The sequence below is a fragment of the Streptomyces sp. NPDC037288 genome (genome assembly GCF_055603265.1).
Genome location: NZ_JBVJVY010000008.1, coordinates 149,617 through 162,430, shown reverse-complemented (window position 1 = coordinate 162,430; position 12,814 = coordinate 149,617). Strand labels below are relative to the sequence as shown.

The 12,814-nt window shown below is 67.5% G+C and carries 16 protein-coding genes; 1 reads left to right on the top strand and 15 read right to left on the bottom strand.

Annotated elements, in window-relative coordinates:
* From rpsC to ACZ7GZ_RS12595, 11 genes are all read right to left on the bottom strand, one after another.
* Positions 1-822, bottom strand: coding sequence for a 30S ribosomal protein S3 (rpsC, locus tag ACZ7GZ_RS12645; RefSeq protein WP_003998826.1), 822 nt, complete (start codon positions 820-822; stop codon positions 1-3).
* Complete coding sequence (rplV, locus tag ACZ7GZ_RS12640; protein ID WP_019329637.1) at positions 822-1,169, bottom strand: 50S ribosomal protein L22; 348 nt, start codon at positions 1,167-1,169, stop codon at positions 822-824. Before rplV ends, rpsC begins: the two co-directional genes overlap by 1 nt.
* A 45-nt stretch (positions 1,170-1,214) precedes the next feature.
* Positions 1,215-1,496: a 30S ribosomal protein S19 gene (rpsS, locus tag ACZ7GZ_RS12635; RefSeq protein ID WP_073753479.1), complete on the bottom strand. Its 282-nt coding sequence runs from the start codon at positions 1,494-1,496 to the stop codon at positions 1,215-1,217.
* A gap of 12 nt (positions 1,497-1,508) precedes the next feature.
* The gene (rplB, locus tag ACZ7GZ_RS12630) at positions 1,509-2,345 is read right to left on the bottom strand and encodes a 50S ribosomal protein L2 (RefSeq protein WP_069779215.1); all 837 of its coding nucleotides are present in this window, start codon (positions 2,343-2,345) and stop codon (positions 1,509-1,511) included.
* Positions 2,346-2,385: 40 nt separating this feature from the next.
* Positions 2,386-2,805 carry a 50S ribosomal protein L23 gene (rplW, locus tag ACZ7GZ_RS12625; protein WP_145886671.1) on the bottom strand — a complete coding sequence of 140 codons (420 nt, stop codon included), beginning with the start codon at positions 2,803-2,805 and terminating at the stop codon, positions 2,386-2,388.
* Positions 2,805-3,458 (bottom strand): 50S ribosomal protein L4, encoded by a 654-nt coding sequence (gene rplD / locus ACZ7GZ_RS12620; RefSeq protein WP_471023472.1) that lies wholly within the window; start codon positions 3,456-3,458, stop codon positions 2,805-2,807. Before rplD ends, rplW begins: the two co-directional genes overlap by 1 nt.
* Before the next feature lie 8 nt (positions 3,459-3,466).
* Positions 3,467-4,111, bottom strand: a complete 645-nt coding sequence (gene rplC / locus ACZ7GZ_RS12615) for a 50S ribosomal protein L3 (protein ID WP_014674369.1) — start codon at positions 4,109-4,111, stop codon at positions 3,467-3,469.
* Between the two features lie 16 nt (positions 4,112-4,127).
* Positions 4,128-4,436 carry a 30S ribosomal protein S10 gene (gene rpsJ / locus ACZ7GZ_RS12610; protein ID WP_003948644.1) on the bottom strand — a complete coding sequence of 103 codons (309 nt, stop codon included), beginning with the start codon at positions 4,434-4,436 and terminating at the stop codon, positions 4,128-4,130.
* Positions 4,437-4,939: 503 nt separating this feature from the next.
* Complete coding sequence (locus ACZ7GZ_RS12605) at positions 4,940-5,974, bottom strand: hypothetical protein (RefSeq protein WP_471023468.1); 1,035 nt, start codon at positions 5,972-5,974, stop codon at positions 4,940-4,942.
* A gap of 96 nt (positions 5,975-6,070) precedes the next feature.
* A complete protein-coding gene (locus ACZ7GZ_RS12600; RefSeq protein ID WP_471023465.1) occupies positions 6,071-8,305 on the bottom strand; it encodes a hypothetical protein in 2,235 nt (744 codons plus the stop codon).
* Between the two features lie 47 nt (positions 8,306-8,352).
* Positions 8,353-8,757, bottom strand: a complete 405-nt coding sequence (locus tag ACZ7GZ_RS12595; RefSeq protein ID WP_471023462.1) for a hypothetical protein — start codon at positions 8,755-8,757, stop codon at positions 8,353-8,355.
* A gap of 261 nt (positions 8,758-9,018) precedes the next feature.
* Between ACZ7GZ_RS12595 and ACZ7GZ_RS12590 the strand changes: the two genes are divergently transcribed.
* Positions 9,019-9,435, top strand: a complete 417-nt coding sequence (locus tag ACZ7GZ_RS12590) for a hypothetical protein (protein ID WP_471023461.1) — start codon at positions 9,019-9,021, stop codon at positions 9,433-9,435.
* On the opposite strand, the gene ACZ7GZ_RS12585 is transcribed toward ACZ7GZ_RS12590, so the two are convergent.
* From ACZ7GZ_RS12585 to tuf, 4 genes are all read right to left on the bottom strand, one after another.
* The gene (locus tag ACZ7GZ_RS12585) at positions 9,416-9,658 is read right to left on the bottom strand and encodes a hypothetical protein (protein WP_471023460.1); all 243 of its coding nucleotides are present in this window, start codon (positions 9,656-9,658) and stop codon (positions 9,416-9,418) included. The genes ACZ7GZ_RS12590 and ACZ7GZ_RS12585 overlap by 20 nt on opposite strands.
* A 230-nt stretch (positions 9,659-9,888) precedes the next feature.
* Positions 9,889-10,539, bottom strand: coding sequence for a serine/arginine repetitive matrix protein 2 (locus ACZ7GZ_RS12580; RefSeq protein WP_471023458.1), 651 nt, complete (start codon positions 10,537-10,539; stop codon positions 9,889-9,891).
* Between the two features lie 199 nt (positions 10,540-10,738).
* On the bottom strand, positions 10,739-11,182 hold the full coding sequence (locus tag ACZ7GZ_RS12575) for a hypothetical protein (protein WP_471023455.1): 444 nt from the start codon (positions 11,180-11,182) through the stop codon (positions 10,739-10,741).
* A gap of 337 nt (positions 11,183-11,519) precedes the next feature.
* On the bottom strand, positions 11,520-12,713 hold the full coding sequence (gene tuf / locus ACZ7GZ_RS12570; protein ID WP_363214371.1) for an elongation factor Tu: 1,194 nt from the start codon (positions 12,711-12,713) through the stop codon (positions 11,520-11,522).
* Positions 12,714-12,814: the final 101 nt, after the last annotated feature.

Genomic DNA, 12,814 nt, shown 5'->3' with positions numbered 1-12,814 from the left:
TCAGGCCTCCGTTCCGGTGCTCTCAGCCGGAGCGGACGCGGGAGCCTCGGCCTTGGGGGCCTCGGCGCCAGCAGCCTGCTGCGGCTTGCGACCGCGCCGCTCGCCACCACGGCCACCACGGGCCGGGCGGTCGGCACCGCCACGGGCCGGGCGGTTACCCGCACGGGCCGCAGCGTTCTCGGCGCGGACCTCGGCGATGTTCTTGACGTCGCCCTTGTAGATCCAGACCTTCACACCGATGCGGCCGAAGGTCGTCTTGGCCTCGAAGAAGCCGTAGTCCACGTTCGCACGGAGCGTGTGCAGGGGCACGCGGCCCTCGCGGTAGAACTCCGAGCGGGACATCTCGGCGCCGCCGAGGCGGCCACCGCACTGGATCTTGATGCCCTTGGCGCCCGCCTTCATCGCCGACTGCATGCTCTTACGCATGGCGCGGCGGAAGGAGACGCGGGAGGAGAGCTGCTCGGCAACGGCCTGGGCAACCAGCTGAGCGTCGGTCTCGGGGTTCTTGACCTCGAGGATGTTCAGCTGGACCTGCTTGCCCGTGAGCTTCTCGAGGTCACCGCGGATGCGGTCGGCCTCGGCGCCACGGCGGCCGATGACGATGCCCGGACGAGCGGTGTGGATGTCCACACGCACGCGGTCACGGGTGCGCTCGATCTCAACCTTCGAGATACCGGCGCGCTCCATGCCGGACGTCATCATCCGGCGGATGGCGACGTCTTCCTTGACGTAGTCCTTGTACAGCTTGTCGGCGTACCACCGGGACTTGAAGTCCGTGGTGACACCGAGCCGGAACCCATGCGGGTTAACCTTCTGGCCCATTACCGGGTTCCTTCCTTGCTGCTGACGACCACGGTGATGTGGCTGGTCCGCTTGCGGATCCGGTAGGCACGGCCCTGGGCACGCGGCCGGAACCGCTTCAGGGTCGGGCCCTCGTCGACGTACGCCTCGGAGATGTAGAGGCTGTCGGCGTCGGTGTGGTCGTAGTTGTGCGCGGCGTTGGCGATGGCGCTGTCGAGCACCTTGCCGACCGGCACGGAGGCTGCCTGCGGAGCGAATCGCAGAACAGCCTGGGCCTCCGTGGCGTCCATGCCACGGATGAGGTCCACCACACGGCGGGCCTTCATGGGCGTGACGCGGATGTACCGCGCCTGGGCCCTGGCTTCCATGGTTGTCCCTTCAGAGTTACTTACGTGTCTGAATGCGATCCGCTACTAGCGGCGCTTCGACTTCCGGTCTTCCTTGACGTGGCCCCGGAAGGTGCGGGTCGGCGAGAACTCGCCGAGCTTGTGGCCGACCATCGACTCGGTGACGAACACCGGGATGTGGGTCTTGCCGTTGTGCACCGCGATCGTGTGGCCGAGCATGGCCGGGACGATCATCGAGCGACGGGACCAGGTCTTGATGACGTTCTTGGTGCCGGCTTCGTTCTGCGTGTCCACCTTCTTGATCAGGTGGTCGTCGACGAAGGGCCCCTTCTTCAAGCTACGAGGCATCTCAACCCGTCCTTAGCGCTTCTTGTTCGTCTTGCGGCGGCGGACGATGTACTTGTTCGACGCCTTCTTGGGCGAACGAGTACGGCCTTCCTTCTTGCCCCACGGGGACACAGGGTGGCGACCACCGGAGGTCCGGCCCTCACCACCACCGTGCGGGTGGTCAACCGGGTTCATCACGACACCACGGACGGTCGGGCGGACGCCCAGCCACCGCTTACGGCCGGCCTTACCCCAGTTGATGTTGCTCTGCTCGGCGTTGCCGACCTCGCCGATGGTGGCGCGGCAGCGGACGTCGACCAGGCGGACCTCACCGGACGGCATGCGCAGGTGGGCGTAGGCGCCCTCCTTCGCGAGCAGCTGCACGGAGGCACCGGCGGAGCGGGCGAACTTGGCACCGCCACCGGGACGGAGCTCGATCGCGTGGATCGTGGTACCGACCGGGATGTTGCGGAGGGCCAGGTTGTTGCCCGGCTTGATGTCGGCCCCGGGACCGTTCTCGACGCGGTCACCCTGCTGCAGGTTGCGCGGGGCGAGGATGTAGCGCTTCTCGCCGTCGGCGTAGTGCAGCAGCGCGATGCGCGCGGTGCGGTTGGGGTCGTACTCGATGTGCGCGACCTTCGCCGGCACGCCGTCCTTGTCGTGACGACGGAAGTCGATCACGCGGTAGGCGCGCTTGTGTCCGCCACCCTGGTGGCGAACGGTCACACGACCGGCGTTGTTACGGCCGCCCTTGCTGTGCAGGGGGCGGACCAGCGACTTCTCCGGCGTGGACCGCGTGACCTCGACGAAGTCGGCGACGCTGGCGCCACGACGGCCCGGCGTAGTCGGCTTGTACTTGCGGATTCCCATTTCTCAGTCCTCGTCCGATATCGGACGATCCGGACCGCCCTTAGGCGGTCGGACCGCCGAAGATGTCGATACGGTCGCCCTCGGCGAGGGTCACGATCGCGCGCTTGCTGCCGGCACGCTGACCGAAGCCGGTCTTCGTGCGCTTGCGCTTGCCCTGGCGGTTGATCGTGTTGACCCCGGTGACCTTGACCGAGAAGACCGCCTGGACGGCCTGCTTGATCTGGGTCTTGTTGGCGTTCGGGTCGACGATGAACGTGTACTTGTTCTCGTCGAGGAGCGCGTAGCTCTTCTCGGAGACGACCGGCTTCAGCAGGACGTCACGGGGGTCCGTGTACGACTTGCTCAGCGGGGTCTCGACGGTGTTCTTGCCCTCGGTGGCGTGGCGACGCGCCTTGGCGACGCGCGCGGCCTTGGCGGCCTTGGCGGCCTTCGAGGCAATGCTCGGGTGACGCGTAGCCATCAGGCCTCGCTCCCTTCGGTGTCAGCGGCCTTGGGGCCAGACACGAAGGACTCGAAAGCGGCCTGGGTGAAGACCACGTCGTCCGAGACGAGAACGTCGTACGTGTTCAGCTGGCCCGGCTCCAGGATGTGGACCTGGGGCAGGTTGCGGGCGGACAGCCACGCGGCCTCGTCGGCGCGGTCGACGACCAGGAGCAGGTTCTTGCGCTCCGAGATCTTGCCGAACAGCGACTTGGCGGCCTTCGTGGACGGGTTCGCGCCCTCGACCACGCCGGAGACGACGTGGATGCGGTTGTGACGCGCCCGGTCGGTGAGGGCACCGCGCAGGGCGGCGGCCTTCATCTTCTTCGGGGTGCGCTGCGAGTAGTCACGCGGCTGCGGGCCGTGGACGACGCCACCACCGGCGAACTGCGGCGCGCGGGTCGAACCCTGGCGGGCGCGACCGGTGCCCTTCTGGCGGTACGGCTTCTTGCCACCACCACGGACCTCACCACGGGTCTTGGTCTTGTGCGTGCCCTGACGGGCCGCGGCCAGCTGCGCGACGACGACCTGGTGGATCAGCGGAACGCTGACCTTGGCGTCGAAGATCTCCGCGGGGAGCTCGACGGAACCGGCCTTCTCGCCCGCCGGCGAAAGGATGTCAACAGTGCTCATCGGTTACCTCAGGCCCCCTTGGCCGCGGTGCGGACCAGGACGAGGCCGCCGTTCGGACCGGGAACCGCGCCCTTGATGAGCAGCAGACCCTTCTCCGCGTCAACGGCGTGGACGGTCAGGTTCTGGGTGGTGACCCGCTCGTTGCCCATGCGACCCGCCATGCGGAGGCCCTTGAACACGCGGCCCGGGGTGGCACAGCCACCGATGGAACCGGGCGAGCGGTGCTTGCGCTGGGTGCCGTGTCCGGCGCCGAGGCCACGGAAGTTGTGGCGCTTCATGACACCGGCGAAGCCCTTGCCCTTGCTCTTGCCGGTGACGTCGACCTTCACGCCGGCCTCGAACACCTCAGCGGTGATCTCCTGGCCGAGCGTGTACTCGGAGGCGTCCGCGGTGCGGATCTCGACGAGGTGACGACGGGGGGTGACGTCGGCCTTGGCGAAGTGGCCCTTGAGGGGCTTGTTCACCTTGCGCGGGTCGATCTCGCCGAAGGCGATCTGGACCGACTCGTAGCCGTCGACGTCGTTCGTACGAACCTGGGTCACGACGTTGGGGCCGGCCTTGACGACGGTGACCGGAACAACACGGTTGTTCTCGTCCCACACCTGCGTCATGCCGAGCTTCTCGCCCAGGATGCCCTTGATCTGCTTAGCCATTCTCAGCCCACCAGCCTCAGAGCTTGATCTCGATGTCGACACCGGCCGGGAGGTCGAGTCGCATCAGAGAGTCAACGGTCTTGGGGGTCGGGTCGAGAATGTCGATCAGGCGCTTGTGCGTGCGCATCTCGAAGTGCTCGCGCGAGTCCTTGTACTTGTGCGGCGACTTGATGACGCAGTACACGTTCTTCTCAGTGGGCAGCGGCACCGGGCCCGCGACCGACGCACCAGTGCGGGTCACCGTCTCGACGATCTTCTTCGCCGAGGAGTCGATGACCTCGTGGTCGTAGGCCTTGAGCCGGATGCGGATCTTCTGTCCCGCCATGGCTACTCAGTAGTCCTGTCTCTCTTACGCTCTGGAACCCGGCGGATTCCTTCTGCTGCCGTCACTCCTCCGACCCACGCGGTCGGGTGTGTCGCGCTCCCGCTGACACAGATGTCCCTTGTTCGAACATCCCTGCGGGGAATGCGACGGCCCTTCCGGAACCGCGGACCGGGGACCTCGGGCCCACCGGGCGCCTGGCCGGTGCCGCGCCCACACTTCCCGGAAGATTCCCGTACGTCCGCCCCAGTGCTGCCGTAGTGGCAGTTAGGGCGACGAGTACTGTGGGACTCGCTTCCGGTCCTCCCGGCGGGAGGCGCGCAGCATCAACACTCGACCGAGCAACTCGGACAGTCTGCCATATGGGGCGGGGGCACCGCCAATCGGGCCGAAGAGATTACCCCCGAAGTGACGTAGGTCAAACCGGGGGCGGGGTGTGCCCATCGATCGTGCACGCGGGCCCTTCGCCCGGTCCGGGCTGGCGAGCGGCATGCGGGCGGTCACGGTCAGGACGCGATACGTACGTCGGCGCAGCCGCGCTGCTTCGCCTCGTGGTCGGCGAAGGCCTTCAGGGCGGAGCGGGCGAACGAGGCGGAGTAGTGGGAGATCGGATAGGTGTCGGTGTCCCTGTCGTACAGGCGGTACAGGACGAACACGGCAGGCTGCGCCGACTGGGCGCACGTCGCGGTGGCCCATGCGTAGTCGCGGTCGCTGTGGGTGGGGCCGTAACCCTGCTTGAGCCGACTGCCCTCGCTCGTCAGGAAGTCCTTGGCGGCGGCACCGTAGTAGGCGAAGAGTCCGTAGCCGGGCTTCTTGGCCTTCGTGACGAGATAGCAGTTGGTCTGCGGAGCGTCCGGGTCCGCCGGGTACTCCATGATCTCGGAGGTGCCGTTCTGTGCCGCCGCCGTGCCGCGCAACGCGACGCATGATCCCTGAGCCTGCTGCAGCGGTTTCGCCGTGTCGGGCGTGCCGAGCCGTTCGGTGGACAGGCCGGTGAGCCGCTTGCCGGCCTTCACCTGGCAGCCGTACTTCTCGGCCGCTTTCTGAGCCGTCTCGGTGGTCACCCGGCCGAGACCGGTCAGGGTTGCACTGTTCGACGTACCCAGCAGGTCACCATAGGCGACCAGGGCCTTGTTCCTCTGGTTCAAGCAATCCAGCGCGACCATGACCTGATAGGTGTCGTCGCGCCGCACGACACCGGACCAGCCGTGGCCCAGCGGCGCCGCCTGTGCCTTCAGCCCGTTGTAGTCCGCGTTGTACCAGGCGAGGGTGGACGAGGGAACCGCCGAAGTGCTCCAGCGCAGCTTGAGCTGCAGGGAACTGCGCTGCGGCCCCGATTCTGCGTTCCGGACACCGCAGGCGGTCAGGTAGTCGCCGTCGCCGCCTTCATCGCCCGCGCTCAGGCGCGACGAGTGCAGTGCCGCACTGAGCCCGCCCTGGGCCAGGGTGCCGTCGCACGCCGCGTCCAGTGAGCTGTCGTCACGCCCCGAGTCGAAGGTCCCGGTGCCGTAGAGCACAAGCCCCAGAAGCGCCAGAACCACCAGGACCGCTGCTGCGTACCACCCGGCGTGCCTACGTCGGGACGCGGATTTCATCTGCATCATGCTCATTCTGTCGGGGGGACGTTCCCTGTCATGTCAGCGGTCGGTGCGAAGCGTGCTCAGCGTCCGGTCACGACCGTGTTCGTAGTCGTCCTGCCCCGCATGGACGTAGTACTTCGTCCAGTCACTGTCGACGGCATGGCCACGGCTGTCCGCCCACGCCCTGACCAGCTTCTCGACGTCGTGCTGGCCGGCGTCGTAGGTCTTCGCGTTCTTCTCGGTCGCCTCGAGGTTCGCCTCGGCCACGTGCTCCTTGTTCGACTCGTACGACCACACGTCGAGGGTCCGCTGGCTGAGGTCTCCCACGGGACTGAGATCCTTGACGGGGTTGAACATCAGTGCCGTGCTGAGGGACGTGCCCAGGCCGTGGTTGAAGTCGGCGGCCCACTGCGTCTTCTTGAACCGCTCGTCGTAGATGATGTCCGAGCGGATGCCGTCATAGGCGCCCATGGCGCGGGACGACTCCACGATGCGATCCCGGATCGTCTTGTCCCCGGCGTCGGCGGGGATGCCGTCCAGGACATGGTGCGAATACTGCTGTTCGGCTCCGTAGAGATGGCCGAACGCCTCCGGGTCGTTGGCGACGCCGCGCATGACGGCGGCGAGGCGCTGGTGCCCCACGGCCATGTGCGCGCCGTCCTTGTCGCTCCAGACGGAACCGTCGCCGTTCCAGTCGACGTCGTACTTCGACGACGACTCCGCGTAGGTCTCGTGCGTGTCGGCCGTGTACGACGTCAGGATGTGGGCCATCGGCTTGACGAGGTTCGTCGGCAGGTCCTGGGCGTGCTTGTCGGTGTACAGCGTGTTGATCGTGTGCTGCAGGATGCGTGCCTGCGGCTCGGTGTGGTGACCGATCGGGTGATAGTCGCCCGGTGCCTGTCCGGTCGTCGCGGCCTCCAGCGCCGCGCCGAAGCCCTTGCGGACGTCACCGTCCTCCGCCAGCACGGGTATGCCGGTCGTCATGCCGCCGGGCGGGGTCGCGAAGTGGTCGACGACGGTGTCCCAGTTCCGCCCGTGGAGCAGGTACTGAAGGTTGTCGTTGTGGGCCGGGTCCAGGTACTCGGTACTGGTCTTCGGGTCGTGGGACATGATCCCGAGCACGCCGTCGAGCGGGTCGTTGGCGAACCAGCCCCGGTCTTTTCCGCTGAACTTGTCCCGCAGGGCCCAGATGGACTCGGACGGGTTGTCCCCCTTGGGGATGTACGACTCCTCCGCGTGCCGGATGTCGTCCGCGGTGTCCTCCAGGAACTGCCCGTTGTAACCGTGTCCCTGCTCCATCAGCGTGACGAGGCTCTGGTAGCCGCGGACCCTCTCGTCCGGGATGGGGCTGAGGCCGTCGACCTTGAACTGCTCGGTACCGGCCTTGCGCATGTCCGCGCGGAAGTTCTTGTAGAAGGACGAGTGCGGGTCCTGGGTCGCGGTCGCCAGCGTGTTGGCGAGGCCCTTCTGGATGTCCAGGTACTGGCCGCTGTGCTGCTTGTCGTCGTGGTAGGCGAGCCCGTCGAGGCTGTTGGAGAGCTGCAGCGTGCCCTTGGCACCCAGTTCGTCCAGGAGGGTCTGGCTGAACGCCTTGTCGCCGGAGTTGTCGTGGAAGAGGCGCTGCAGCTCCCGGTAGTCGGCCGCCGATCCCTTGCCGGCGTTGACGCGCTGCGCGATGTCCTTGGCCTCGTCCGCCTCGTACTTCTCGATGTCACCCTGGGCTTTGCCGTTGAACCCGTTGAACGTGCCGTCGTTGACGTCGGAGTCCACGACGACGGCCTGAAAGGCGATCTCGACGCCCCTGTCGGCGTCGTCTACGTTCTTCACGCACTGATCGATGCGCGCCTGCCAGGAGGCGACGGACGTGCGAATGCTTTCCTGGTAGTCGGGGTCATGGGCCAGGGCCTGCCGGTCGCCCTGGCTGAGTTTTCCGGTGTCGTACGAAACCACGCCCTGGTCCGACACCTTCATGCCCTTGGCGATCGCGTCGTCCCGCGCGGACTCAAGCTCTTTGCGCAGGTGCACGAACTGCGTGTGCGCGTCACGCAGGAGCGAGGCGATGGCCTTCGCCTCCGTCTGGGCGTCCTGGAATTCCTTGAGCCTGATACCGAAGCGCATGTTGGCGACTTGCTGGCTCTGCCCCACAAACGTCGGACGCAGGGTGATTCCATGCACGTCGCGCCGGTACGCGGTTTCCTGCTTCTGCAGCTTCGTAGCCACACCGTCCCAGCGGTCGGCGGCCGTGGTGAGTGTGGACAGCTCGGTCGTAAGGATCTCGTGATACGTCGGCATGGGGTCCCCGTCGAGTCGAGTGGCGTGCTGGCGAGCTCAGCTGTCTGTCACTGCTCCGGTGGCGAGTACGTGTCGAACACCGACACCTTGCCCATCCCGGCACGTACTCCGAAGTCCGTCCCGGCCAGCGCGGTGCTGTTGTTGCGAAGGGCCGCTTCGTCCTCCGACAGCCGGTTCAAGAAGCCCTTGAACTGCTCGCCCCAGGTCTTGTGCGCCTTGCTCACGGCACCGGATGTGAGCCAGCCGTGCCCGTCCTTCGCATCGAACGCCTTGACCACGGCGCTCGTCTCGTCGTCCGCCGACTCCCCCGCCGTCCTGGTGTCCGGCTCGATGTCCCTGTGGAGGGTGTCCGCCGCGGCCTTCTTCTCGGCGGGAGAGGACGCGAGGTCCGGCCGGCCACCACCCGTTGATCCGCCACCGCCCGGGTCGGCCGGATACTGATTGAGCCGCATTCCCACAGCGTGTTCGCCGCCGCTTCCTGCCACGATGACAACCCCCGTCTGTCGCTCTGGCGTGTTCGCGTCACGGTAGCAAACGGCGGTATCCTGCGGGCAGTTGGGCTGCGGGCCTCGGTGTTTCCATTACGACAGCAAGGGTGCTGCCTCCGGCTTCGAGGTTCTTCTTCCCGGCCCCTCGGTGAGCGGTCTTCTGACCTGGGTCGACCCGGAGCACGAGGTGTGCTGGACTGGTTCGCCGATCACGATGGGGGAGACATGACAGCTGAGGAAACGGCCGTCCCCGCCGAGGGGCGCTCCGTGGATGTCCGCCGGGACGGCGACCGCATAGAGAAGTGGTCGATCGCGTGGACGCTGCTGGCACTGGTGATGTGGGGGTGGTTCGCCTACCTGCTGTTCGCGGACTACGGCCCCGAGAGCTCGGCGTACGGCGAGGCCCGCAGCGCGTGCCGGGGCCCGCTGCTCGACCCCTCGTCGATGAACGACGTCTGCGCCGAGGACCACCTGCGCCAGTGGCCGGCACTGCTGGGCTTCCTCGCGCTCGCCGTCCTGCCCACCGTCCTGGCGGCGGCGACCACGGTGTACGCCAAGGTTCTGTCCCGGCTGGCCGACCAGGCGAAAGCCCGATCCCAGGCCGAGGTCTGCCGGACCGCTCTCAGCGGTCCTCCCGGTTGACGAAGTAACCCACGACGGTGAGCACGCCGAGTATCCCCGAGCCGAAGGTGCCGAGGACCGTCCAGATCCCCTTACCGTCCCACGCGGAGCGCACCCCACCGGCGAGCCCGCCGACGGCCATGCACACGCCGAGGACGAGAAGACGCGAACCCCGGGGCCTCAGCCAGTGCCGCAGGTCCGGGCGACGGCGCCCGCGCGTGGGCGGTCCGGCGGAGTGCGTCATGGGTACCTCGCCTCTCCGGCACGTGGGGCCGGGCTTCAGGGTCCGGTCGTCCCCACGACCGCGTTCTCGGAAGGGCCCCTGCGCGCATCGCCGGCTGCGAGGACCCGAGATCCTGCGCCGCCGGCACCGGCGCGCCGTTACCGCCGCCATGCGGAGGAGGTCTTCGCCGGACAGGACGACGAGTCCTCCCGACATCGCGCGGGCCGCACGGTCAGTTCAAGATCTGGCGCTTAGTACATCCGGCCAGGCGGCTGTGGCCCCCACTGCTGCGGAGGGGTCCACGCGGTGGCGAGCCGTCGGCGGTGGCGGCTGCGGCGGACGGCGGTGACGACGACGATGGTCACGGTTGTGGCGAACGCGGCGAGGAAGCAGCCGATCGCCGCGGCGATGCTGCCGATCGTGGCCCCCACCCGGGGCTTGTCCCCGAGCGCGAACTCGGCCGGCAGCTCCGAGGTGCAGGTGAGGGTGTAGTCGCCGCTGCTGCCGGGCTTCACCTCGAAGACGCGGTCCCAGGTGCGGGACCCGACGGTGATGCGGAAGGTGCTGTCCGGCTGCGTCATCGACCCGGACCGCATCTCCGGGATCCGGCAGTCGACGTGCCCCTTCCCGGACTGCGAGACGTAGATCGCCTTGGTCTGTCCCTGGACGAAGCTGAACGTCCGCGAGCCGCCGCCGGAGAAGCTCCGGGCGGTGTCGATCGAGCCCACCGTGTCCTTCACCGTGACCACGATGAATGCGGTACCGACACCGGCCAGTACGAGCCCCAGCAGCGCGGCTACCAGGTACCAGATGCGCCGAGGCCGCAAGTCCTTGGCCGGGACGGCCGGCGGCGGGGTCGGCGGGCCGCCGTACGGGGCTCCCCAGGGGTTCTGTATCGCCATAGCGCCGCATCGTAGGGCAAGGGGCCTTGGCCCATCAGAGGTGGCGCGTATGCGCTCCACGCCAGGTCCATCCCGCCCCGAGCACCGTCGACCGCACGGGATTCCGCATCTCCGAGCTGCCGACGCGGAAGGTCTCCGTCATTTCGAGTCCTCCCTTGGCTCCCCGCCCGATGGTCCATTGCCGGGAAACGTCCTGGGTCTACTGGGCGGCCGGTGGTTTCCTGGGCATCGCGCACCGCGATGAGCGGCCGGCCGGCTGGCATGCGCTGGTCGGCGTCAGCGCGTGCTGGGCTCTCGTGGCGTCCGCCGCCGTACCGGCTCTCGTCCGGTGCCGGTCGACCCGGCTGCCGTATCCGCTTCCCAAGAACCCCGACCCGACCCAGGCGAAGAAGCCCACCAGCCAGCCGGGGATCCGCATCCCCCACGGCCGCACCAGCGCCAGCCCCAGCGTGATCCCGGCCGCAGCCATACCGATCGTGACGGAGTTGAGCACCAGCCATCCGCCCAGGCTGAACCCCCGCCCGACCGGCAGCAGCCCCAGTAACGAACCGACCACCCACGACACCTTGATCACCAGATACGGCACGAGGGCCGCGGCCGCCCCGTACGCCGCCGCACGCCCGATCCGGTCCCAGCGCTCCACCGCGTCTCCCTCCCCTGGGATCCCCATGCTCCGGCGCCCGCACAGCCCTCCGCATCAGCCCGCAGGTGCACCCCGCTCCCCCGCTGGTCTGACTCGCCCCTCCGTCCTGCGGACCACCCCATGTGCGCACGACGGCGCTTGCGGCCCGAGCCGCGTGCAGGCACCGGACGGCGGCAGCTGGCGGCCGGTGGTCCAGGTGTACGTGTGTGAGCAGTCGTACGACCATCCGCCGGTGCGGAACACGCAGTGACCCGCGCGGAAAAAGCGAAGAGGCCCGTACGACCGAAGTCGTACGGGCCTCTCCTAGGTCAGTCAGTGACCCTCAAGCAAGCCGAACTTACTTGACGATCTTGGTGACCTGGCCGGCGCCCACGGTGCGGCCACCCTCACGGATGGCGAACTTCAGGCCCTCTTCCATGGCGACGGGCTGGATGAGGTCCACCTTCATCTCGGTGTTGTCACCCGGCATGACCATCTCGGTGCCCTCGGGGAGGGTCACCACGCCGGTCACGTCCGTCGTACGGAAGTAGAACTGCGGACGGTAGTTGTTGAAGAACGGCGTGTGGCGGCCACCCTCGTCCTTGGACAGGATGTAGGCCTGGGCCTCGAACTCCGTGTGCGGGGTGACCGAGCCCGGCTTGATGATGACCTGGCCGCGCTCGACGTCCTCGCGCTTGATGCCGCGGAGCAGCAGACCGACGTTCTCACCGGCCTGACCCTCGTCGAGCAGCTTGCGGAACATCTCGATGCCGGTGACCGTGGTGGTGGTCTTCTCGGTCTTGATGCCGATGATGTCGACGGTCTCGTTGACCTTCAGGACACCACGCTCGATACGGCCGGTGACGACCGTACCGCGACCGGTGATCGTGAAGACGTCCTCGATCGGCATGAGGAACGGCTTGTCGACGTCGCGCTCCGGCTGCGGGATCGACTCGTCGACGGCGTTCATCAGGTTGAGGACGGAGTCCACCCACTCCTTCTCGCCCTCGAGGGCCTTGAGAGCGGAGACCTTGACGACCGGAACGTCGTCGCCGGGGAACTCGTACTCGGAGAGGAGCTCACGGACCTCGAGCTCGACGAGCTCCAGGATCTCCTCGTCGTCCACCATGTCGGCCTTGTTCAGGGCGACGACGATGTACGGAACGCCGACCTGGCGGGCCAGGAGCACGTGCTCCTTGGTCTGCGGCATCGGGCCGTCGGTGGCGGCGACCACCAGGATCGCGCCGTCCATCTGGGCGGCACCGGTGATCATGTTCTTGATGTAGTCCGCGTGACCCGGGCAGTCGACGTGGGCGTAGTGACGCGCCTCGGTCTGGTACTCGACGTGCGCGATGGAGATGGTGATACCGCGCTGACGCTCCTCGGGCGCCTTGTCGATGTTGTCGAACGGGGTGGCCTCGTTCAGGTCCGGGTACGCGTCGTGCAGCACCTTGGTAATGGCGGCCGTGAGGGTCGTCTTACCGTGGTCGATGTGACCGATGGTGCCGATGTTGACGTGCGGCTTAGTCCGCTCGAACTTCGCCTTCGCCACTGGGGTCCTCCTGTGGAGTGGTTCTGTACGCCTTACTTCATCGGCGCCAGGTGATCTTTGCTGGGAAGCCCGGAACCCGGGGCATTCATCCGGGATTGCGA

Bases quoted from the DNA above. Each gene is read 5' to 3' on its own strand.
- rpsC (WP_003998826.1), bottom strand. From the start codon at position 822: ATGGGCCAGAAGGTTAACCCGCATGGGTTCCGGCTCGGTGTCACCACG.
- rplV (WP_019329637.1), bottom strand. From the start codon at position 1,169: ATGGAAGCCAGGGCCCAGGCGCGGTACATCCGCGTCACGCCCATGAAG.
- rpsS (WP_073753479.1), bottom strand. From the start codon at position 1,496: ATGCCTCGTAGCTTGAAGAAGGGGCCCTTCGTCGACGACCACCTGATC.
- rplB (WP_069779215.1), bottom strand. From the start codon at position 2,345: ATGGGAATCCGCAAGTACAAGCCGACTACGCCGGGCCGTCGTGGCGCC.
- rplW (WP_145886671.1), bottom strand. From the start codon at position 2,805: ATGGCTACGCGTCACCCGAGCATTGCCTCGAAGGCCGCCAAGGCCGCC.
- rplD (WP_471023472.1), bottom strand. From the start codon at position 3,458: ATGAGCACTGTTGACATCCTTTCGCCGGCGGGCGAGAAGGCCGGTTCC.
- rplC (WP_014674369.1), bottom strand. From the start codon at position 4,111: ATGGCTAAGCAGATCAAGGGCATCCTGGGCGAGAAGCTCGGCATGACG.
- rpsJ (WP_003948644.1), bottom strand. From the start codon at position 4,436: ATGGCGGGACAGAAGATCCGCATCCGGCTCAAGGCCTACGACCACGAG.
- ACZ7GZ_RS12600 (WP_471023465.1), bottom strand. From the start codon at position 8,305: ATGCCGACGTATCACGAGATCCTTACGACCGAGCTGTCCACACTCACC.
- ACZ7GZ_RS12595 (WP_471023462.1), bottom strand. From the start codon at position 8,757: ATGCGGCTCAATCAGTATCCGGCCGACCCGGGCGGTGGCGGATCAACG.
- ACZ7GZ_RS12590 (WP_471023461.1), top strand. From the start codon at position 9,019: ATGACAGCTGAGGAAACGGCCGTCCCCGCCGAGGGGCGCTCCGTGGAT.
- ACZ7GZ_RS12585 (WP_471023460.1), bottom strand. From the start codon at position 9,658: ATGACGCACTCCGCCGGACCGCCCACGCGCGGGCGCCGTCGCCCGGAC.
- ACZ7GZ_RS12580 (WP_471023458.1), bottom strand. From the start codon at position 10,539: ATGGCGATACAGAACCCCTGGGGAGCCCCGTACGGCGGCCCGCCGACC.